The organism is Pseudomonas sp. Os17, assembly GCF_001547895.1.
In the GTDB taxonomy this organism is placed as follows: Bacteria; Pseudomonadota; Gammaproteobacteria; order Pseudomonadales; family Pseudomonadaceae; genus Aquipseudomonas.
In genome coordinates this window covers 3,807,630-3,829,000 of record NZ_AP014627.1, presented here as the reverse complement: position 1 = coordinate 3,829,000, position 21,371 = coordinate 3,807,630, and the positions used below count along the sequence as shown (strand labels likewise).

Genomic DNA, 21,371 nt, shown 5'->3' with positions numbered 1-21,371 from the left:
TGTGGCGTGTTTCGATCACCGCAGGATAGACGGCTTTGTCTGACCATACAGGCGTTGCGCGTGACCAATGAAGGCCAGGGTCGCCGGCGACGACTGGCGCTGATCGAGCACGGCAATCCCCACCTGGCGCCGCACCGCTGGCGCCAGGGCCCGGCTGACATAACGGGCATCGATGGCCGCAGGCAGGGACAGCTCGGCCAGGATACTCACGGCCTCGCCCCGGGCCACGGTTTCCAGGGTGCTGAGCAACTGCGAGCTGCGGTAGCGGATGTTGGGGCGCAAGCCGGCACCGACGAACAAGCGTGACACCAGTTCCGCCGAACCGGCCTCGGTCAGCACGAAGGGGTCGTGACACAGCTGATCCAGGCGCACCTGCCGCTCCCGGGCCAGGGCATGGGCCGCGGGAATCAGCGCCACCAGTTGGTCCTCCAGCAGGGGGAAGGTGTCGAAACGCTCCTCGGGCAGCACCACGAAACCCAGGTCGATCCGCCGTTCTTCCAGCCATTGCAGGACCTGGCGGTCCGGCCCCTCGTCGATATGCACCTCGATTCCGGGATACGCCTTGCGGTACTCCCCAAGGATCTGCGGCAACAGGCGCGTGGAGGAGGTGGGACCGAACGAACCGATGCGCAGGGTGCCGCGCTTCATGCCTCGGGCATCGGCGGCCTCCTGTTCCAGGGTCGCGGCCAGCCCCAGCATGGCCCGGGCCCGCAGCAGGAGCTGGCGCCCGATATCGGTGAGTTCGACCTGGGATTGATGGCGGCGGAACAGCTCCACCCCCAGTTCCTGCTCCAGGGACTTGATGGCGTGGGATACCGCCGACTGGCTGATACCCAGGCGCGTGGCGGCGCTGGTGAAACCGGCAAGCTCGGCCACCCGGGAAAAGATTTCCAGTTGGGTCAGGGTCATGAGTAAAAGCTCATTTTACGATGATCGATCATTAGACAAAGAATTGTCCGGCGGCACAAATCCACCGGCACAGAGCGTCACGACCATGAGCGACAGCAGTATCAACGGCCCCTTGGCGGCCAACCACGGGGACCTGGCGGTCTATTGCAGACTGGCGGCGGTGACCATGATCTGGGGCGGCACCTTTGTCGCCGGCCGCTATCTGGCTGGCGCGCTTTCCCCCTTGCTCCTGGCCAGCCTGCGTTTCGCGCTCGCCAGCCTGGCCTTGCTCGGCTGCATGGCCGCGGCCGGCATTCCTCTGGTGCGTCCCAGCCTGCGCCAATTCGGCCAACTGGCGGTGCTGGGGTTTTGCGGCATCTTTTTCTACAACCTGTGCTTCTTCGTCGGCCTGCAACAGGTCAGTGCCTCCCGCGCTTCGCTGATCGTGGCGCTGAATCCGGCGGTGATCGCCCTGGGCGCCTGGGCCCTGTTCAAGGAGCGCCTGAGCCGGCGCCAATTGCTGGGCATCCTGCTGTGCCTGAGTGGCGCCGCGCTGGTGATCTGCAGCCGGGATCCAGCGGCCCTGGAGTCCCCGGCCGGCGGCTGGCAGGGCGACTTGCTGATCCTCGGCTGTGTCCTGGGCTGGGGCCTGTACTCGCTGCTGTCCCGGGACCTCAACCAGCGCCTGGGACCCTTGCAGACCGTCACCTACTCGATCCTGCTGGGCACCCTGATGCTGTGCAGCGCGACCTGGCTGCGTGGCGAGTTCGACCTGCCGGCCATCGCCCGGCTGAACCCGGTCCAGGGCCTGAGCCTGCTGTACCTGGGGGTGCTGGGCTCGGCGCTGGCCTACATCGGCTACTACGACGGGTTGCGGCGCATCGGCGCCACCCGTGCCGGGGTGTTCATCGCCCTCAACCCGCTGACCGCGGTGATGCTCGGTGCGCTGCTCTTGGGCGAGCCGTTGAGCCTGATGATGGGGCTGGGCGGTGTGCTGATTCTGGGCGGCATCTATCAGTGCAACAAACCCCTTGCGGGCCGGGCAAAAAAGGCGATTTTATAGAGAAAGCGGACAAAGGCTTTTACGCTGTGTAGAATCCGGTTACGCATACAATAATAAAGTCTTCTGGCAGCAGAAGCCTCGCCCCCCAGCCTGTAAGACAGGGTCGAAATGAAGATTCTCGGGTTTCAACTGATCTACGGTGACTTCCTTGCCCGCAGCGTGCGAGGCATCTCCTGTGCGCCACCGGCCTTCCTCAGCATTGATAGCAACTAACGATCCGTTAATTCTAAAAATATGATGAGGCGCCAACCATGGCAGATATCTTCGAAAACCCAATGGGCCTGATGGGCTTTGAATTCATCGAATTCGCATCGCCCACCCCCAACACCCTCGAACCGATCTTCGAGATCATGGGTTTCACCAAAGTCGCGACCCATCGTTCAAAAGACGTGCATCTGTATCGCCAGGGTGCGATCAATCTGATCCTCAACAACGAACCCCACAGCGTCGCCTCGTACTTCGCCGCCGAACACGGCCCGTCGGTGTGCGGCATGGCGTTCCGGGTCAAGGATTCGCAGAAGGCCTACAAGCGGGCCCTGGAACTGGGCGCCCAGCCGATTCACATTGAAACCGGCCCGATGGAGCTGAACCTGCCGGCGATCAAGGGCATCGGCGGCGCGCCGCTGTACCTGATCGACCGTTTCGGTGAAGGCAGCTCGATCTATGACATCGACTTCGTGTTCCTCGAAGGCGTGGACCGCAACCCTCAAGGCGCGGGCCTGAAGATCATCGACCACCTGACCCACAACGTGTACCGCGGCCGCATGGCCTACTGGGCCGGTTTCTACGAGAAGCTGTTCAACTTCCGCGAGATCCGCTACTTCGACATCAAGGGCGAATACACCGGCCTGACCTCCAAGGCCATGACCGCCCCGGACGGCATGATCCGCATCCCGCTGAACGAGGAATCGTCCAAGGGCGCCGGGCAGATCGAAGAGTTCCTGATGCAGTTCAACGGCGAGGGCATCCAGCATGTGGCCTTCCTCACCGACGACCTGGTCAAGACCTGGGACGCGCTGAAGAAGATCGGCATGCGCTTCATGACCGCGCCGCCGGACACCTACTACGAGATGCTCGAAGGCCGCCTGCCGAACCACGGCGAGCCGGTCAAGGAACTGCAAGCCCGAGGCATCCTGCTGGACGGTTCTTCGGAAGCCGGCGACAAGCGCCTGCTGCTGCAGATCTTCTCGGAAACCCTGATGGGGCCGGTGTTCTTCGAATTCATCCAGCGTAAAGGTGACGACGGTTTCGGTGAAGGCAACTTCAAGGCACTGTTCGAATCGATCGAACGCGACCAGGTGCGTCGCGGAGTACTGGCCACCGAGTAACCCTCGGCCGGCTTGAACTCAGAGCCCGATCAGGCCCCGCCTGATCGGGCTTTGTTTTGCCTGTCGGCTGGCGATTATGAATGTGTTAATGTTCGCGCCTCTGTTTCCCAGCCCTCGACCGACGCCTTGATGAACACACCCAGACCTTCCCTGACCCTGACCCTGTTGCAGGCCCGTGAGGCCGCCATGGCGTTTTTCCGCCCCTCGCTGAACCAGCACGACCTGACCGAGCAGCAGTGGCGGGTGATCCGCATCCTGCGCCAGAACGGCGAGCTGGAGAGCCACCAGCTGGCGAAGATGGCCTGCATCCTGCCGCCGAGCATGACCGGGGTACTGACCCGCCTGGAGCGCGACCAGTACGTCAGCCGCCGCAAGTCGCCGGAAGACCAGCGCCGCCTGTTCATCACCCTGACCGACAAGGGCCAGGCCTGTTTCGAGTCCATGAGCGGCGACATGGAAATCAACTACCAGAAGATCCAGCAGCAATTTGGCGAAGACAAGATGCAGGCCTTGCTGGCCCTGCTCAATGAGCTCAAGCAGATCAAGCCCTGAACCCCGACGAGGCCCGAAGGCCCGTTCGGGCCAACGCGGGTGCGTCCGTCAGATACGGCGTTGGCGCATCAGGTGCTTGACCCCTTCGAGTACCAGCACCAGCACCGCCAGCCAGACCGGTATGTAGGTCAGCCATTCCCCGGCCTTGATGCTTTCCCCCAGCAGCAGCGCGACAAACAGCAGCAACACCGGTTCCACGTAGCTGAGCAGGCCGAACAGGCTGAAGGCCAGCAAGCGGCTGGCAATGACATAACACGCCAGCGCCGAAGCGCTGATCACCCCCAGCAGGGGAATCAGCAGGTACAGGCCGGGATGGCTGTCGACCACGGCAAATCCCTGTTCGCCGCCTTGCACAAACCACAGTGCCACCGGGATCAGCAGCGCCATGTCCAGCCACAGGCCGCCCAGATGATCGGTGCCCAGGCGCCGGCGCAGGACGAAATACACCGGGTAGCCCAAAGCCACCACCAGGGTCGCCCAGGAAAAACTGCCCACTTGATACAGCTCGTTGAGCACCCCGAAGCAGGCCAGCAGCGTGGCGACTTTCTGCAAGCGCGACAGACGCTCGCCATACACGATGCGTCCGGTCAGGACCATGGTCAGCGGCAGCAGGAAATAGCCCAGGGACACATCCAGGCTGTAGCCGTTGAGCGGCGCCCACATGAACAGCCAGAGCTGCACCCCCACCAGGGCCGACGACAGCAGCAACATCAGGCTCAGCAGCGGTTTGCCTGCCACCTGGCGCAGCACTTGGCCGACCCGGTGCCACTCGCCACTGAAGATCATGAACAGGGTCATGCAGGGCAGGGTCAGCAGCATGCGCCAGCCGAAGATCTCTACCCCGGTCAGGGGCGCCAGCAGCGAGGTGTAGAAATACATGACGGCAAACAGCACCGACGCCAGGACCGATAACGCAATACCTTTAGACACACTGTCCTCGTAATACCCGAACGCTCGGGACACATAGAAATAAGGGCGCAGAAGCGAGGGGCAATATAGAGGGTCAGGCGCGAGTTTTTTGCTCTGATTGCGCCATCGTGGCGGGAATTTTTCTCGTTTATGGCCAAGGTGCAACACGGCCGGTCGAGCCCGAGGCCAGTGGCGCGCGCCTTTGCGTCGCCACCGGCGCGATTCAGCCCAGGTGCGGAAAACGACCCGAGACGAAGTGGCCGACGTCATTGAAGCCCGGGGTCGAGGCATGCCCCGGACTTACCAGGGAGTCGATGAAGGCTTCGTCCTCGGCGCTGATCTGCACCGCCAGGGCCCGGGTGTAGGCATCCCACTGGGCCTCGGTGCGCGGACCGACGATGGCCGAGCTCACCGCCTGGTTGTTCAAGACCCAGGCGATGGCGAATTCGACGATATCGACGCCGCGGCTCCGGGCGTGGGCCTGGATCTGCTGGGCGATGCGCAGGGACTCCACCCGCCATTCGGTTTCCAGGATGCGCTTGTCCTGACGCCCGGCGCGGCTGCCGCTGTCCGGGGCCACGTCCGGGGCGTACTTGCCGCTGAGCACACCCCGCGCCAGCGGGCTGTAAGGCACCACGCCCAGGCCATAGGCCTTGGCCGCGGTGATCTGCTCGGCCTCGGCCTGACGGTTGACGATGTTGTACAGCGGCTGGCTGATCACCGGGCGGTCCACCCCCAGCTGGTCGGCGAGGCGAATCGCCTCGGCAATCCGCCAGCCCCGGTAGTTGGACAGGCCCCAGTAGCGGATCTTGCCCTGGCGCAGCAGGTCGCCGATGGCCGAGATGCTCACGTCCAGCGGGGTGTTGTGGTCCTCGCGGTGCAGGTAGTAGATGTCCAGGTAGTCGGTGCCCAGGCGGGTCAGGCTGGCCTCGATGCCGTTGAAGATGTGCTTGCGGCTCAAGCCGCTGCGGTTGGGCAGGCCGTCCACCGGGCCGAACCCCACCTTGGACGCCAGCACCCACTCATGGCGGTGGCGGGCGATGGCTTCACCGACGATCTCCTCGGAGCGGCCCAGGGTGTAGACGTCCGCGGTGTCGATGAAATTGATCCCCTGGTCCCACGCCTTGTCGATGATGCGCAGCGAGTCTTCGGTACTGGTCTGCTCGCCGAACATCATGGTGCCCAGGGTCAGGGTGGAAACCTTGAGACCGGAATGGCCGAGGATGCGATAGCTCATGGGCGAAATCCTTGTGCTAGAGGGGTGGCCGGGGCATTTCCGGCCAGGCTGGGCGCCCATCAAATACCACAACGCCGGCCTTGCGCAATGCCTGAATGGCGCCTCCTCGCCGGGGACGGCTTTTCGGCAAAGAGGCCCGTGAGATCACCTGCGAGGACATTGGGTAGGAGCCGGCTTGCCGGCGAACCGCGCAGCCGCCAGCCGCCCCCGGACTGGCGCTCAACACGGGCACAGCGCCCGACAGCGCTGCAACACAAAGCCATGCAGCAGCCGCACCCGCTCCGACACCTGCAAGCGATGGGGGCACAGCAGGTTGAAGGGCGTCAGTTCGCCCTGCCAGTCGGTCAGCAGAGCGATCAGTCGCCCGGCGCGAATGTCCTCGGCCACATCCAGCCGGGCCTTGTAGACGATGCCGTGGCCGGCCAGGGCCCAGCGCCGGGCCACTTCGCCGTCGTCGCACAGGTAGTCGCCGCGCACCGGCACCTCGCGGGTGTCGGCGCCACGGCTGAAGCGCCAGCTGTCATAGGGCCGATCGTTGCGCAGGTAGAGCAGGGCGCTGTGGTGCGACAGATCCTCGGGCGACCGCGGGGTGCCGCAGCGGGCCAGATAGGCCGGGCTGGCGCAGGCCACGCGCCGATGCTCGGGAAGGATCGGCAGGGCCACCAGGCTCGAATCCTCGGGCACGCCAAAGCGCAGGGCTACATCCACGGCATCGCGGAACAGGTCGGCGCGGCGATCGTTGAGCCGCAGTTGCAGGCGCAGTTGCGGGTGTTCGGCCTTGAAGTCGTCAAGCCAGGGCAGCAGCGCGTTGCGCCCGAAATCCGAGGGCGCCGACAGTTGCAGCACTCCGCTCAGGCCCTGGCTCTGCTGCTTGAGCGCCTGCTCGCCGTCCTCCAGGGTGGCCAGGGCCAGGCGCACGCTATCCAGATAGCGCCGGCCTTCCTCGGTCAGGCGCATGCTGCGGGTGGAACGCGCCAGCAAGCGGCTGCCGAGGCGGGTTTCCAGGCGTTTGAGAGCGATGCTGGCGGCGGCCGCGGTCAGGCCCAGGGAGCGGGCGGCGGCGGAAAGGCTGCCGGAGTCGGCGGTGCGCACGAAGATTTCCAGGTCGAGGATCGAGTTCATTAGTAAAAATCCTTTAAAGATCTTTGCGTTTTAGCGGTATTTTTCCTCGATTGGCAAGCTGGGAAGATGCAATCACTTTCAATCGCAACAGGTGATCGCAATGACTCTTTCCAACTCAAGCGTGGCCGGGCAGACCGTGGTGGTGATCGGCGCCGGCAGCGGCATTGGCGCCGCGGTGGCCCGTCAGGCCGCTGAACGGGGTGCCCGGGTGGTGCTGGCCGGGCGCAGCCTCGATGCCCTGCAGCGCCAGCAGGCGCAGTTGCCGGCATCGGCCCGCAGCCTCGTCGTGGATATCACCGATGCCGCCAGCGTCCGCGATCTGTTCAGCAGCGTGGGGGCCTTTGACCATCTGGTGATCAGTGCCGGTCCGGCGATCACCGCCAAGCCCCTGGCCGACACCGATCTGCTGGAGGCCCAGCGGGCGTTCGAGGTGAAGTTCTGGGGCGTGTGGCGCGCGGTCCAGGCGGCGCTGCCCCATCTGGCGCCGCACGGCAGCATCAGCCTGACCTCGGGCCTGCTGTCGCGCAAAATGGTCCCCGGGCAGGTGCTCAAGACCACCCTCAATGCCGCCCTCGAAGCCCTGGGCAAGCACCTGGCCAAGGAGCTGGCGCCACGTCGGGTGAATGTCATCAGCCCCGGGGTCACCGCCACCGAAGCCTATGCCGGGATGTCCGAGGAGGCTCGTCAGGCGATGTTCGCGCGCACGGCCGCCAGCCTGCCGGTGGGCCGTGTCGGCCAGCCGGACGACATCGCCGCGGCCTTTATCCTGGCCATGGAAAACGGTTTTATCAGCGGCAGCCTGATCGACGTCGATGGCGGTGGCCTGCTGTGAACTGGCGCTTCGACCACCTGGCGTTCAACGTCGCCGAGGGCGAGGCGTTGCAGGCGGCGTTCGCCAACTTGCTGGGGCTGCAAAGGGGACGGCGCCCGCCGTTTCCCTTTCCCGGGCGCTGGCTGTATCAGGACCGGCAGGCGCTGGTTCACGTCATCGAGCAGGCCGACAGCCCCGAGCCGCAACTGAGCCATATCGCCTTCAGCACCCAGGAGGCGGCCGAAGCGGTATTGCGGCGGGTGCAAGCCAGTGGCCTGGAGCATCAAGTGGCGCAGGTGCCGGAAGACGGCATCTGGCAGATCTTCGTCCGTCTGCCCGGGGGGCTGGTGCTGGAGCTGGATGCTCCGGCGGCCGGGGCGTTGACCATCAGTCACGATTACACCCGGCACGCCGGTGCGCCGGATTGACGCCGGCGCTGAAAAAAGCCCGTTCCAGCCTGGGCTCGAACGGGCTTTTGGCGTTGCCGCGGCTCAGCGGTTCAGGGTGCGGGTCATGCGCAGGGCCAGCAGGCTGCCGCCGACAATGACCGCCGCCAGCAGGTACAGCGCGGCATCGGTGGAGCCGGTGCTGTCCTTGACCCAACCGACCAGGTAGGGGCTGAGAAAGCCGGCCATCTGGCCCATGGAGTTGATCAGCGCCAGGCCGCCGGCCGCCGCGCCGGCACTGAGCAGGGCCGTGGGCACCGGCCAGAACATCGGCAGGCCGGTGAGGGCGCCCATGGTGGCGAGGGTCAGGCCGAGGATGGCCAGGGCCGGGGTGGCGGCAAAATTCACCGCGATCAGCAGGCCCACGGCGCCCATCAGCATCGGTACGACAAGGTGCCAGCGGCGCTCCTTGCGCAGATCCGCCGAGCGCCCCACCAGCAGCATGAACACCGCCGCCAGCAGGTAGGGAATGGCGCTCAGCCAACCGATCACCAGGTTGTCGGCAAAGCCCAGGTTCTTGATGATCGACGGCAGCCAGAAGTTGATCGCGTAGACCCCGCTCTGGATGCAGAAGTAGATCAGGCCGAAGGCCCAGATCGCCGGGTTATTGAACACCGCGGCCAGGGAGTCGCTGGCGGTTTTCGGCTGGTTGGCGGCGTCGCTGGCCTGGTCGGCGGCCAGCACTGCGCGTTCAGCGGGTGTCAGCCACTTGGCATGGGCGAAGCTGTCGCTGAGAAGGAAGAATGCCAGGGCGCCCAGTACCACCGTGGGAATGCCCTGCAGCAGGAACATCCACTGCCAGCCGGCGAGGCCGCCTTGCCCGGCGGCGAAATGGTTGAGGATCCAGCCGGAGAACGGGCTGCCGAGCAAGCCGGACACCGGGATCGCCGACATGAACAGGGCCATGATCCGGCCCCGGCGAAAGGTCGGGAACCACTGCGAGAGGTACAGCACCACCCCGGGGAAGAACCCGGCTTCGGCGGCCCCGGTGAACAGGCGCAGGGTATAGAACTGGGTCGGCGTGGTGACGAACAGCAGGCAGGTGGACAGGGTGCCCCAGGTGATCATCATCAGCGCGATCCAGCGCCGCGGGCCGAACCGGTTCAGCGCCAGGTTGCTCGGCACGCCGCATAGCACGTAGCCGATGAAGAAGATCCCGGCCCCCAGGCCGTAGACCGTCTCGCTGAACTTCAGGGCGTCGAGCATCTGCAGCTTGGCAAAGCCGACGTTGACCCGGTCGAGGTAGTTGAACAGGTAGCAGACGAAAATGAAGGGGATCAGGCGCAGGGTGATGCGCTTGTAGACGGCGTTCTTGTCGTCAGCCTGGGCCAGTGGGACAGCGGCGCTCTGTGACATGGTGTGTCTCTCTTTATTATGATTTTTCGCGGTGCAAGGGTAACGTTGACCGCCCCGAGAGTCTCGGTCACGCCGCGGTCGCTGTCTTTGTGCCGGCGCACAGCGATTGGCCACGGCCCCTGTGCCACTGAACAATGTCCAAGGATCCTCTCCCTATGTTCGAACTCGATCATGACCTGGCGCAGGACATCGTCGACCGCGCGATGGCCATCCTGCCCTACAACGTCAATGTCATGGACAGCCAGGGCCTGATCCTCGGCAGCGGCGAGCCGGAGCGGATCAACACCCGGCATGAAGGCGCGCAACTGGTGCTGGCCAACGGTCGGGTGGTGGAGATCGACGCGCCCACCGCGCAGCGGCTCAAGGGCGTGCAACCGGGGATCAATCTGCCGCTGCTGCACGACCAGCGGCTGATCGGGGTGCTGGGCATCACCGGCGATCCGGCCTTGCTGCGTACCTACGCCGAACTGGTGCGCATGACCGCCGAGATGCTGGTGGGCCAGCGTCACCAGCAGGCCGAGCAGCAATGGCGGCGCCAGCGTTGCGACGATCTGCTGGCCCTGCTCCTGAGCGACGGCGGCGACTCCCCGCGCCTGGTGGACGAAGCCCGGCAGATGGGCCTCAAGCCGCAACTGGCGCGCACGCCCTACCTGTTCGAACTGGCGCCGGAACAGCCCGTGGGGCAGGGCGTCGAGACCCTCAGCGCCTGGCTGATGAGCCGCTACCCGGACAGCTGGTGCGTCAGTTCGTCGAAGACTTCCCTGCTCTGGTGTCGCCCGGCGAACCTCGGCCTGGACAACCCGCGGCTGCTGGAAAAACTCGACGGCCAGGGCTGGAACATCCTGCGGGTTGCCGTGGGCGGGCAGGCCGATGGCCTGGCCGGATTGCGCCGTTGCTATCGCCGGGTCAGCGACCTGCTGGCCTACGGCCGCGACCTGCTGCCGGACTCGCGCCTGCTGACCCTCAACCGCTACCGCCTGCCGGTGATGCTCTGGCGCCACCGCAACGACGACGCCCTGGACGAGTTGCTGACCCCGTTGCGCAAGGTGCTGGCCAAGGACAGCAACGGCCAGTTGCTGGCGACCCTGCGCAGCTGGTGCGACCACGATGGCCAGAGCCAGGCCTGCGCCGACGCCCTGGGCATCCACCGCAACAGCCTGCGCTACCGCATGGAGCGCATCGCCGAACTCAGCGGCGTCGACCCCTTGCGCCTGGACGGCATGCTGGCTCTGTACCTGGGGGTGCAATTGCTGCCCCCCAACACGGCTCAACACAATCCCCTGTAGCCGCTGCCGAGCTTCAGCGAGGCTGCGCAAAGGCCCGCAGGGCCTTGCTTGGCAATCTCCAGCCAAACCTGCATCGCCTTCAAGACCCTCGCGAGCGCTACGCGCCCGTTCGCAGCCTGCGGCAGCGGCTACAGAGTCCTGTAGCCGCTGCCGAGCTCCAGCGAAGCTGCGCAAAGGCCCGCAGGGCCTTGCTTGGCAATCTCCAGTCAAACCTGTATCACCTTCAAGACCCTCGCGAGCGCTACGCGCCCGTTCGCAGCCTGCGGCAGCGGTTTCAACGCTAGGCGAGGTTGCGCCGTTGTAGCAATGAACAATAAAGCGCCCTCGGACTTGTGCAACGGCCCGGGGTCAGCGCCTGCGCCAAGTGGCAGCATGGCGGCACAAGAACCGGAGAACACCCCATGAAGATCATCATCGCCCCCGACTCGTTCAAGGACAGCCTGAATGCCGCAGGCGTGGCCCAGGCCATTGCCCAGGGGCTGGCCGAGGTCTGGCCCGATGCCGAGCTGTGTCAATGCCCGATGGCTGACGGCGGCGAGGGCACGGTGGAGTCGATTCTTGCCGCCTGTGACGGGCAACTGCGCCGCCATCGGGTCCAGGGGCCGCTGGGGGCGACGGTCGAAGCCCGCTGGGGTTGGCTGCCCCAGAATCACACGGCGATCATCGAAATGGCCGAGGCCAGTGGCCTGCAATTGCTGGAGCTGGACCAACGCGATGCCTGTAACAGCAGCACCTTCGGCACCGGGGAGCTGATCCTGGCCGCGCTGGATGCCGGGGCCCAACGCATCATCCTGGCCATCGGGGGCAGTGCCACCAACGATGGCGGCGCCGGGGCCCTGCAAGCTCTGGGTCTCAAATTGCTGGATCGCCAGGGCCAGGCACTGCCCCGTGGCGGCCTGGCCCTGGCTGATCTGGCCGGCATTGAGTCTGATGGCATGGACCCGCGTCTGGCCCGGGTGCGCTTTGAAATCGCCGCCGACGTCAACAACCCGCTGTGTGGCGATCACGGTGCCTCGGCGATCTTCGGCCCGCAGAAAGGTGCCACGCCGCAACAGGTGCAAGCGCTGGACCGGGCCCTGGGGCACTTCGCCGACCTGTGTGCCGAGGTGTTGCCCAAGGACGTGCGTGACGAACCCGGCAGCGGCGCGGCTGGCGGCCTGGGGTTTGCCGCCAAGGCGTTCCTCGGCGCGCAATTTCGCCCGGGGGTGGAAGTGGTGGCGGAACTGGTGGACCTGGAACAGGCCGTGCGCGGTGCCGATCTGGTGATTACCGGTGAGGGCCGCTTTGACGCCCAGACCCTGCGCGGCAAGACCCCCTTTGGCGTCGCACGCATTGCCCGGGAGCAGGGCGTTCCGGTGATCGTGATTGCCGGCACCCTTGGCGAGGGTTACCAGCAGATGTACGCCCACGGCGTGGACGCAGCCTTCGCCCTGACCTCAGGCCCCATGAGCCTGGAGCAGGCCTGCCGCGAGGCCCCGCGCCTGCTGCGCGAACGCGCCGCCGACATCGCCCGCGTCTGGCGCCTGGCCCGCAACGCCTTGTAGGAGCTGGCTTGCCAGCGAAGAGCCCGCCAAGCCTTGCACCACCCGCGAGAACGCCTTCGCCGGCAAGCCGGCTCCTACGGAAAAGCCCCGCGAACCTTGCCCCCCGTGTAGGAGCTGGCTTGCCAGCGAAGAGCCCGCCAAGCCTTGCACCACCCGCAAGAACGCCTTTGCCGGCAAGCCGGCTCCTACGGCCATCGCCCGTCAGTAGACCCCGCCGTCGCGGGTGGGGGTGTCCAGGGTTTTGTACTGGCCGACCAGGCTTTGCAGGCCCTTCATCAACACCGTGGTATCCACCCCCACGGCTACGAAGTTGGCCCCCAGTTCGATGCTGCGCCGCGCCAGGCGCTGATCGGCACTGAGAATCCCTGCGGCCTTGCCCGCTCGACGAATCCGCACGATGGCGTCTTCAATCGCGGCCACCACGTCCGGGTGCCCGGGGTTGCCGCGATGGCCCATGGCCGCGGACAGGTCCGCCGGGCCGATGAACACGCCATCGACGCCGTCCACCGCGAGGATTTCATCCAGGTTGCGCAGGCCTTCGAGGTTCTCCACCTGCACCAGCAGGCACATCTGTTCATCGGCCCGGTCCAGGTAGTCGGCGATGTTGTTCCAGCGCGACGCCCGGGCCAGGGCGCTGCCCACGCCACGCACCCCCCGCGGCGGATAGTGCATGGCGCGCACCAGCTGGCGCGCCTGCTCGGCGCTTTCGACCATGGGGATCAGCAGGGTCTGGGCGCCGATGTCCAGCAATTGCTTGATCAGCGCGGTGTCGCCGATCGGTGGGCGGATGATGCCCTGGGCTGGGTAGGGGGCGATGGCCTGCAACTGCGCCAGCAGGCTGCGCAGGTCGTTGGGGGCGTGTTCGCCGTCCAGCAGCAGCCAGTCGAAACCGGCGTTGGCCGCCAGTTCGGCGCAGTAGCCGTCCGCCAGCCCCAACCACAGGCCGATCTGCGGTTCGCTGTGTTGCAGGCGTTGTTTGAACAGGTTCAGTGGCATATCCATGGCCGTCTCCTCAGACAAAGCGGCAGGCAATGCTGCCCAACTGATCGTAGTCCACGTGGAAGACATCCCCGGGACGGGCCGCCACCGGGCGGGTAAAAGAGCCGCCGAGAATGATCTGCCCGGCTTCCAGGCCGACGTCATGGGCCGCCAGCTTGTTGGCCAGCCAGGCCACGCCCTTGGCCGGGTGGTTGAGCACCGCCGCGGACACCCCGGACTCCTCGATCACGCCATTGCGGTAGAGCACCGCCGGCACCTTGCGCAGGTCCACATCCCCGGGGCGCACGGCGCGGCCGCCCATCACCACCCCAGCGTTGGCGGCGTTGTCGGAGATGGTGTCGAACACCTTGCGTGTGGCCTGGGTCTGCGGGTCCACCTGCTGGATGCGGGCGTCGATGATCTCCAGGGCCGGGATCACCCAGTCGGTGGCGTCCAGCACATCGAACAGGGTGCAGTGGGGGCCTTTCAAGGGCTTGCCGAGGATGAACGCCAGCTCCACCTCGACCCGCGGCACGATAAAGCGCTGGAAGGGAATGTCCGTGCCTTCATCGAACAGCATGTCGTCCAGCAGGGCGCCGAAATCCGGCTCGGTGATGTTCGACGACACCTGCATCGCCCGCGATGTCAGGCCGATCTTGTGGCCCACCAGCTTGCGCCCGTCGCGGATCTTCTGTTGCACCCAGCTGCGCTGGATGGCGTAGGCATCCTCGATGCTGATGTCGGGGTATTGCAGGGACAACTGGCCGATCTGTTCGCGGCTGCGTTCGGCGGCATTCAGGCGCGCGGCGGCTTCCTGGATATCCGAGGGGCTGAGCATGGTTATTTCTCCTGAGGGTTGACGATATGGGCCGGCACCCGCAGCACCAGCCAGGCGCCCAGGGCGATCAGCAGGGACAGGGCATAGAGGGCCAGGCTGGCGCTTTGCGTGGCGTCGCGCACCACGCCGATCAGGTAGGGCGCGAGGAAGGCGGCCACACTGCCGAAGGAACTGATCAGGGCGATGCCCGCGGCCTGGGTGTTGCTGGCCAGAAAGGCCGGCGGCAGTTGCCAGAACATCGGCAACGCGGCACTGGCGCCCATGCCGGCCACCAACAGGCCGAACATCACCAGCCACGGGTTGCCCGGGGCCAGACCGGTGAGGATCAGGCCGAGGCTGGACATCAGCAGCGGTATCGCCAAATGCCAGCGGCGCTCGCGCAGGCGGTCCGAAGAGCGGCCGATGCCGAGCATGAACAGGCAGCCGGCCAGATAGGGCAGGGCACTGAGCAGGCCGACATTGCTGTCCCGGGCGATACCGGCGTGATGGATCAGGGTCGGCATCCAGAAGGCGATGGTGTTCACCGCCAGCATCACCGCGAAGTAGATGCACACCAGCAGCCAGACGTGGCGATCCTTGAGGATGCCGCTGAAGCGGGTGATCGATTTGCGCTGTTCTTCCTGTTGCAGGGCCTGGCGCAGCCAGGTTTTCTGCGCCGGGGTCAGCCAGTCCACCTGCTCGATGCTTTCCGGCAGGGCCTTGAGCACCACCAGCCCCAACAGGACCACCGGCAGGCCTTCGATCAGGAACATCCACTGCCAGCCGCGCAGGCCGCCAAAGTCGTGGAAGCTTTCCAGGATCCAGCCCGACAAGGGGCCACCGATGACCCCGGCCATGGGTACCGCGATGGCGAACAGCGCGGTCACCTGACCCCGGCGGCTGGCCGGGAACCAGCGGTTGAGCAGCACCAGGATGCCGGGGAAGAAGCCTGCTTCGGCAACCCCCAGCAGAAAGCGCAGCACATAGAAGCCCCAGGCGCTGTCCACCAGCATCAGGGCACTGGACAGCAGGCCCCAGACCAGCATCAGCAAGGCGATCCAGCGCCGTGGTCCGACCCGCTCCAGGGCCAGGTTGCTGGGCACCCCGAACAGCGCATAGGCCACAAAGAACAGCCCGGCGCCGAGGCCGTAGACGCTGTCGCTGAAGCCCAGGTCCTGGGTCATCTGCAACTTGGCGAAGCCGATATTGATGCGGTCCAGGTGGGCGAAGATGTAGCAGACGAACAACAGCGGCATCAGCCGCCAGGTGATCTTGCGATAGCAGTCGTTGACCTCGGCCACAGGAGCCTCGGCGATTGCGGGATGGGACATGGGGAGATCTCGTTATTGTTCTTGTGTGGGTCGGCATGCCAGCGAAGTCTGCCTCGGGGCTGGCGCCTGGCTTGCGGGCCTGTTCGCTGGCAAGCCAGCTCCTACGGGTGGCATGGGCGTTGTGTAGGAGCCGGCTTGCCGGCGAAAGGGCCGGCACAATGCTCAGGCCTGTCCGCGCAGGAACTCATGCACGTTGTTGTGCTTGAAGTTCAGCTCGGCCTCCAGCTCGCTCATCTCGAACGACAGGGCCAGCAAACGCTGGGCCTGCAGCTCGGCGAAGTGCGCCTTGATGATCTCGAACAGCCCCTCGGCCACTTGGCGCCGGGTGGCCAGGTCACGACCGGCACCCACCTGCAGGCGCATATGGACAAAGGCGTAGTCGTGCTTGCCGTCGGCCATGCGCCAGGTGTCCAGGCGCACCCCGCGGCTGCGAATGCCGCCCAGGGGGAACACGCCCGTGGCACCCAGGTAGTCATGAACCTTGGTGAACAGCCCCGGCAGGTCGGCGGCCTGTTCGATGTTGTCGGTGTACTCAGCGATGAAATGCGGCACGGAGGCCTCCTTCGGAGGCAGCGGCAAGCGGCAAGCTACAAGCTGCAAGAGGGTTCTCTTGCGGCTGTAGATTGGCGACTTGCCGCTGCTGTCGATGTGGTCTTGCAGCTTGTGGCTGGAAGCTTGCTGCTGCTTCTAGAAAATGGCGTTGATCTGGCCGGTGCCGGAGCTGCCGAACAGCGGCGTGACGATCTCCGCCGGGCGGTTGTGTTCAGGCCCGCCCAACAGCCCCAGGAGCATTGCCGTGTCGTGCATGCCGCCTTCGCCATGGCAACTGCTGGCGTAGTCCGGGAGCATGGCGCAGAACTCGCGAAAGCGACCCTGCTGCCACAGCTCCACCACCCGCTGGTCCACCTGCTTGTCGAATTCCCGGGTCCAGTTGTGGATGTTGGCCTCGGCTTCGCGGTCGTTGGAGAAACGGTGGGACAGGGAGCCGGACGCCAGCACCAGGACCTTGCGCTCGCTCTTTTCGATCGCCCGGCGCACCGCGGCGCCGAAGGTGAAGCTGTCTTCGAGTTTGTGCCAGGCGCACCAGGCCGCGATCGACACCACCTTGAAGTGCTCGGCGGCGGGTACGTCCATGTGCATGTAGCGCATGGGCACCAGGGTGCCGTACTCCAGCTCCAGGCTGGGGATGTTGTGGGCCAGGGTACGCACGTCGGCGGCGTTGGCCTCGGCGGCGATCAGCTCCCCCAGCTCCGGGCAGCCCTGGTAGTCGTAGGTCATGTTCTTGATGAAGTGCGGCAGCTCGTTGCTGGTGTAGGTGCCGTTGAAGGCTTCACCACAGTTGATGTGGTAACCGCTGTTGACCAGCCAGTGCACATCGAACACCACCGCGGTGTCGGCCCCCAGCGCCCGGGCGCGGCGGGCGATTTCCTTGTGCCCGGCAATGGCCGCCTCACGGCAGCCGTGGTGCTTGCCCGGCAGTTCGGACAGGTACATCGATGGAACGTGGCAGACCTTGGCGGCCATGACGACTTCGCCCATGGTGCTTCTCCTGAAACATCTTCTTGTTGGCGTGATCCGGGACGGTTGTAAACCTTACACGCCCCAGCGCGGGATGTGATGGCTGCCCATGGAGAGGCAGACGTTCTTGATCTCGGCAAACACCTCGAAGCTGTATTCGCCGCCTTCGCGGCCGGTGCCCGAGCCCTTGACGCCACCGAAGGGCTGGCGCAGGTCGCGGACGTTCTGGCTGTTGATGAACACCATGCCGGCCTCGATGCCCCGGGCCAGGCGATGGGCCTTGCCGATGTCCTGGGTCCAGATGTAGGAGGCCAGGCCGTACTCGGTGTCGTTGGCCAGCTGCAGGGCCTGGGCCTCGTCCTTGAACGGGATCAGGCACACCACCGGGCCGAAGATCTCTTCCTGGGCGATGCGCATCCGGTTGTCGACGTCGGCGAACACCGTAGGCTGGATGAACTGCCCGCGAGCCAGGTGTGCCGGCAGGTTGGCCGGACGTTCCAGGCCGCCGGCCAGCAGGGTCGCGCCTTCTTCCAGGCCGATGCGGATGTAGCCGGTGACCTTGTCGTAGTGGGCCTGGGTGATCATCGAACCGACCTGGGTCTTGGGGTCTTGCGGATCACCGACGATCAGTCGCTTGGCCCGGGCGGCGAATTCCTTGACGAACTGCGGGTAGACGCTTTCCTGGATGAAGATCCGGCTGCCGGCGGTGCAGCGTTCGCCGTTCAGGGAAAAGATGGTGAACAGCGCGGCGTCCAGGGCCCGTTCCAGGTCGGCGTCCTCGAAGATCAGCACCGGCGACTTGCCCCCCAGTTCCATGGAGTACTTCTTCAGGCCGGCGGTCTGCATGATCTTCCTGCCGGTGGCAGTGCCGCCGGTGAAGGAGATCGCCCGCACGTCCGGGTGGCGCACCAGGGCATCGCCGGCGGTGGCGCCGTAGCCCTGGACGATGTTCAGCACCCCGGCGGGAATCCCGGCTTCCACCGCCAGCCGGCCCAGCTCGTTGGCGGTCAGCGGCGACAGTTCGCTCATCTTCAGTACCGCGGTGTTGCCCAGGGCCAGGCAGGGCGCGGTCTTCCAGGTGGCGGTCATGAACGGCACGTTCCATGGCGACACCAGGGCGCAGACGCCCACCGGCTGGTACAGGGTGTAGTTGAGCATCTGGTCGTCCACCGGATAGCTGTGGCCATCCATGCGGGTGCAGACCTCGGCGAAGAAGTCGAAGTTGTGCGAGGCCCGGGGAATCAGCACGTTGCGGGTCTGGTGGATCGGCAACCCGGTGTCCAGGGTTTCCAGCTCCGCCAGGTGCGGCACGTTCTCCTCGATCAGGGCGCCCAGGCGGCGCATCAGCCGGGCGCGCTCCTTGGCCGGGGTATTGGCCCATTTCGGAAAGGCATCCTTGGCCGCCGCTACCGCCTGGGCGATCTCCTCGGCGCCGCCGCTGGCCACCTCGCCAATGGCTTCGCCGGTGGCGGGGTTGTAGTTGGTGAAGACTTCACGGCTTTCGAATTCGCGGCCGTTGATCCAGTGCTTGATCATTTATGCGTGCTCCTTGGCCGCGGTGGTGGGTTCTGGTTGGGCGTGATGGGTGAAGAATTCGCTTTCGCTGACGATGCGGTTGACCAGCCGGCCAATGCCTTCGATCTCCACCACCACCTCATCGCCGGGCACTACATCGCTGAGGCCTTCGGGGGTGCCGGTGGCGATCATGTCCCCCGGTTGCAGGGTCATGAAGCTGGACAGGTATTCGATCAGGTAGGGGATGTCGAAGATCATGTCGGCGGTGCTGCCTTGCTGGCGCAGCTCGCCGTTGACCCAGGTGCGCAGGGTCAGCTTGTTGGGCTCGGGCACCTCGGCCACGTCGATGATCCACGGACCCACCGGGGTGGTGGCGTCGCGGTTCTTCACCCGCAGGTTGGGCCGGTAGTAGTTCTCCAGGTAATCGCGGATCGCGTAGTCGTTGCACAGGGTGTAGCCGGCCAGGTAGTCCAGGGCGTCCTCGCGCTTGACGTTGCGCGCGGTCTTGCCGATCACCGCCACCAGCTCGCACTCGTAGTGCATGTAGGCGACGTTGTCCGGGCGCCAGGTCACCTGCTTGTGGCCGGTGTAGGTGCCCGGCGACTTGATGAACACCAGGGGCTCGGTGGGCGGCTTGAAGGCCAGTTCGGCGGCGTGGTCGGCGTAGTTCAGGCCCAGGGCGAACAGGGTGCCGGTGGCCGGCGGCAGCCACTGCACCTGGTCTTCGGCCAGGACCCGGCCGTCCTCCAATTGCAGGGTGTTGGGGCCGGTGACCCGAGCGTCGTGGACCTGGCCCTGATAGCGGATGCGCGCGTGTTTCATGTCGGTTCCTTATTCGGCAACGATGCTGTTGGCCAGACGGCCCAGGCCGCTGATCTGTACTTCGACCCGGTCGCCGGGCCGCACATCGACCCGGCCCTCGGGGGTGCCGGTGATCAGCACGTCTCCGGCATGCAGGGTCATGAATTCGCTGATCTCGGCAATCAGCTGGGGGATGTTGCGCACCAGGTTGGCGGTGCTGTTGTGCTGCACCCGCTCGCCGTTGACGAACAGCTCCAGGCTCAGATCGTGGGGATCGCTGATCTGGGCGGCCGGCACCAGCTCCGGGCCGATGGCGCAGAAGCCGTCGCGGCACTTGGCCTTGACCGCCGGGCGGTAGTAGCTGTCTTCCGGCAGGCTGAACTCGTTGACGATGGTGTAGCCGGCCACATGCTCCAGGGCGTCCTCCAGGCGCACCCGGCTGGCACGCTTGCCGATCACAACCCCCAGGGCCGGGCCCGGTTGCAGGCGCTCGACGTCCTTGGGAAACACCACCGGTGCTTCATGGCTGTTGCGGGTGTTGGGGGTCTTGATGAACAGCACCGGCTTCACCGGAGGCTTCTGGTAGGGCGGCTGGGTGAAGCTTTGCAGATGGCTCTGCAGCAAGCCCTGGTAGTTCAGCGCAACGCCGAACAGGGTGCCGCCGGCGTGATCGTTCAGTGCACGGCTCATCGAGCGTCTCCTGGTTCCTGGTGTCGGACCCCGCTGTGCGCTTGCCGCTGGCGGGGTGAATTCGTTAATGTATTAACGTTATATTTAATATGTTAACAATCGTCAAGCGACGGTCCGAACTATTGCCTCATGCCCTGGCGGGCAAGCCGCGAATCGCGCAGGATGCCAACGCTTTGCGTGCTGAAAAATAAAAACAGAAGGGTGCCATGAACCCACGTCAACCCATTCCCAACATCAACATCGGCCAGGTCTACGATCAGCGTTACGCCGATGCCCAGGTGCATTACGACAAGCTCAGCAACCTGGCCGGCTTCTTCGGCCGCAACATGCCGGTGCATCGCCACGACCGCTTCTTCCAGGTGCATTACGTGCAAAGCGGCGCGGTGCGGGTCTATCTGGACGACCAGCAGTACCTGGAGTCGGGGCCGATGTTCTTTCTCACCCCGCCGACCATTCCCCATGCCTTTGTCACCGAGGCCGACAGCGAGGGCCACGTGCTCACCGTGCGCCAGCAGTTGGTGTGGGAGCTGATCGGCGCCGATCCGACGCTGGCCCCCGCGCCGCTGGTGCCACCGGCCTGCGTGGCCCTGGCGCGGCTGGGGCCGCAGTTCGCCGGCGAGGTGCGGCGCCTGGAGTGCCTGTTCCGTGAGTTGCAGCAGGAAATCGCCGGGCAGGACGCGGGGCGCGAGCCGGCCCTGGAAGCCCTGACCCGGCTGCTGATGATCAGCCTGCTCAGGCTTTCGGCGAATTCCCTGACGGCCCGTCCGGCGCGCCACGAAGACCTGCAGATCTTCCATCGCTTCAACGAGCTGATCGAGGCCCGCTACCTGGAGCACTGGCCCCTGGCGCGTTACGCCAGCACCCTGGGGGTGACCGAGGCGCGGCTCAACGACGTCTGCCGACGCATTGCCGACCTGCCGTCCAAGCGCCTGGTGTACGAGCGCCTGATGCAGGAGTCCAAGCGCCTGCTGCTGTTCACCGCCAGTTCGGTGAATGAAATCTGCTACCAGCTGGGCTTCAAGGACCCGGCCTATTTCAGCCGCTTCTTCCAGCGTTACGCCAAGACCGCGCCGGGGGAATACCGCGCGCGCCAGGCCCAGACGAACCCGCCAGGGGCCGACGCGCCAGGCCCTTGAGCGCTGGCGCCGGGCCGTTCGGCGCGGCTGCGATGCCTCGCCC

At 65.6% G+C, this 21,371-nt stretch carries 21 protein-coding genes; 8 read left to right on the top strand and 13 right to left on the bottom strand.

From position 1 onward, the window contains the following. Nucleotides 1–15: 15 nt before the first annotated feature. Nucleotides 16–909 carry a LysR family transcriptional regulator gene (locus POS17_RS16650; RefSeq protein ID WP_060839597.1) on the bottom strand — a complete coding sequence of 298 codons (894 nt, stop codon included), beginning with the start codon at nt 907–909 and terminating at the stop codon, nt 16–18. 85 nt (nt 910–994) lie between these two features. Between POS17_RS16650 and POS17_RS16645 the strand changes: the two genes are divergently transcribed. From POS17_RS16645 to hpaR, 3 genes are all read left to right on the top strand, one after another. After that, entirely contained in the window at nt 995–1,951 is a 957-nt protein-coding gene (locus POS17_RS16645) for a DMT family transporter (protein WP_060839596.1), read from the top strand. Between the two features lie 251 nt (nt 1,952–2,202). Further along, nucleotides 2,203–3,279, top strand: a complete 1,077-nt coding sequence (gene hppD, locus POS17_RS16640; RefSeq protein ID WP_016968663.1) for a 4-hydroxyphenylpyruvate dioxygenase — start codon at nt 2,203–2,205, stop codon at nt 3,277–3,279. A gap of 129 nt (nt 3,280–3,408) precedes the next feature. Further along, nucleotides 3,409–3,831: a homoprotocatechuate degradation operon regulator HpaR gene (hpaR, locus tag POS17_RS16635; protein ID WP_011061668.1), complete on the top strand. Its 423-nt coding sequence runs from the start codon at nt 3,409–3,411 to the stop codon at nt 3,829–3,831. A gap of 48 nt (nt 3,832–3,879) precedes the next feature. On the opposite strand, the gene rarD is transcribed toward hpaR, so the two are convergent. The 3 genes from rarD to POS17_RS16620 all read right to left on the bottom strand — a co-directional run bounded on the left by rarD (nt 3,880) and on the right by POS17_RS16620 (nt 7,099). Beyond that, nucleotides 3,880–4,761 carry an EamA family transporter RarD gene (gene rarD, locus POS17_RS16630; RefSeq protein ID WP_060839595.1) on the bottom strand — a complete coding sequence of 294 codons (882 nt, stop codon included), beginning with the start codon at nt 4,759–4,761 and terminating at the stop codon, nt 3,880–3,882. A gap of 202 nt (nt 4,762–4,963) precedes the next feature. Further along, entirely contained in the window at nt 4,964–5,977 is a 1,014-nt protein-coding gene (locus POS17_RS16625) for an aldo/keto reductase (RefSeq protein WP_060839594.1), read from the bottom strand. A 219-nt stretch (nt 5,978–6,196) separates the two neighbouring features. Then, nucleotides 6,197–7,099, bottom strand: coding sequence for a LysR family transcriptional regulator (locus POS17_RS16620; protein WP_060839593.1), 903 nt, complete (start codon nt 7,097–7,099; stop codon nt 6,197–6,199). Between the two features lie 100 nt (nt 7,100–7,199). Here POS17_RS16620 and POS17_RS16615 point away from each other — a divergent pair, with 100 nt between their 5' ends. Both POS17_RS16615 and POS17_RS16610 read left to right on the top strand, forming a co-directional pair. Further along, nucleotides 7,200–7,931 (top strand): SDR family oxidoreductase, encoded by a 732-nt coding sequence (locus POS17_RS16615; protein ID WP_060839592.1) that lies wholly within the window; start codon nt 7,200–7,202, stop codon nt 7,929–7,931. Then, complete coding sequence (locus tag POS17_RS16610) at nt 7,928–8,338, top strand: hypothetical protein (protein ID WP_060839591.1); 411 nt, start codon at nt 7,928–7,930, stop codon at nt 8,336–8,338. The genes POS17_RS16615 and POS17_RS16610 overlap by 4 nt, the downstream gene beginning before the upstream one ends. Before the next feature lie 63 nt (nt 8,339–8,401). Here the strand turns inward: POS17_RS16610 and POS17_RS16605 are convergent, their stop codons facing one another. Then, nucleotides 8,402–9,712: an MFS transporter gene (locus POS17_RS16605; protein ID WP_060839590.1), complete on the bottom strand. Its 1,311-nt coding sequence runs from the start codon at nt 9,710–9,712 to the stop codon at nt 8,402–8,404. Nucleotides 9,713–9,867: 155 nt separating this feature from the next. On the opposite strand from POS17_RS16605, the gene POS17_RS16600 reads away from it, so the two are divergent. Both POS17_RS16600 and POS17_RS16595 read left to right on the top strand, forming a co-directional pair. Further along, complete coding sequence (locus POS17_RS16600; RefSeq protein ID WP_060839589.1) at nt 9,868–10,998, top strand: sugar diacid recognition domain-containing protein; 1,131 nt, start codon at nt 9,868–9,870, stop codon at nt 10,996–10,998. Between the two features lie 401 nt (nt 10,999–11,399). After that, nucleotides 11,400–12,542 carry a glycerate kinase gene (locus POS17_RS16595; protein WP_060839588.1) on the top strand — a complete coding sequence of 381 codons (1,143 nt, stop codon included), beginning with the start codon at nt 11,400–11,402 and terminating at the stop codon, nt 12,540–12,542. A 201-nt stretch (nt 12,543–12,743) separates the two neighbouring features. Here the strand turns inward: POS17_RS16595 and hpaI are convergent, their stop codons facing one another. From hpaI to POS17_RS16555, 8 genes are all read right to left on the bottom strand, one after another. Continuing rightward, nucleotides 12,744–13,544: a 4-hydroxy-2-oxoheptanedioate aldolase gene (gene hpaI, locus POS17_RS16590; protein ID WP_060839587.1), complete on the bottom strand. Its 801-nt coding sequence runs from the start codon at nt 13,542–13,544 to the stop codon at nt 12,744–12,746. A 10-nt stretch (nt 13,545–13,554) separates the two neighbouring features. After that, complete coding sequence (hpaH, locus tag POS17_RS16585; protein ID WP_060839586.1) at nt 13,555–14,358, bottom strand: 2-oxo-hept-4-ene-1,7-dioate hydratase; 804 nt, start codon at nt 14,356–14,358, stop codon at nt 13,555–13,557. A 2-nt stretch (nt 14,359–14,360) separates the two neighbouring features. Continuing rightward, entirely contained in the window at nt 14,361–15,668 is a 1,308-nt protein-coding gene (locus POS17_RS16580; protein ID WP_060839585.1) for an MFS transporter, read from the bottom strand. A 162-nt stretch (nt 15,669–15,830) separates the two neighbouring features. Further along, complete coding sequence (locus POS17_RS16575; protein ID WP_060839584.1) at nt 15,831–16,220, bottom strand: 5-carboxymethyl-2-hydroxymuconate Delta-isomerase; 390 nt, start codon at nt 16,218–16,220, stop codon at nt 15,831–15,833. A 135-nt stretch (nt 16,221–16,355) separates the two neighbouring features. Further along, nucleotides 16,356–17,207, bottom strand: a complete 852-nt coding sequence (gene hpaD / locus POS17_RS16570) for a 3,4-dihydroxyphenylacetate 2,3-dioxygenase (RefSeq protein ID WP_060839583.1) — start codon at nt 17,205–17,207, stop codon at nt 16,356–16,358. Nucleotides 17,208–17,261: 54 nt separating this feature from the next. Next, on the bottom strand, nt 17,262–18,722 hold the full coding sequence (gene hpaE, locus POS17_RS16565; protein ID WP_060839582.1) for a 5-carboxymethyl-2-hydroxymuconate semialdehyde dehydrogenase: 1,461 nt from the start codon (nt 18,720–18,722) through the stop codon (nt 17,262–17,264). Next, nucleotides 18,723–19,523 (bottom strand): fumarylacetoacetate hydrolase family protein, encoded by an 801-nt coding sequence (locus POS17_RS16560; protein ID WP_060839581.1) that lies wholly within the window; start codon nt 19,521–19,523, stop codon nt 18,723–18,725. Between the two features lie 9 nt (nt 19,524–19,532). Further along, complete coding sequence (locus tag POS17_RS16555; protein ID WP_060839580.1) at nt 19,533–20,192, bottom strand: fumarylacetoacetate hydrolase family protein; 660 nt, start codon at nt 20,190–20,192, stop codon at nt 19,533–19,535. 206 nt (nt 20,193–20,398) lie between these two features. Here POS17_RS16555 and hpaA point away from each other — a divergent pair, with 206 nt between their 5' ends. Beyond that, the gene (gene hpaA, locus POS17_RS16550) at nt 20,399–21,328 is read left to right on the top strand and encodes a 4-hydroxyphenylacetate catabolism regulatory protein HpaA (RefSeq protein WP_060839579.1); all 930 of its coding nucleotides are present in this window, start codon (nt 20,399–20,401) and stop codon (nt 21,326–21,328) included. The last annotated feature ends 43 nt before the right edge of the window (nt 21,329–21,371 follow it).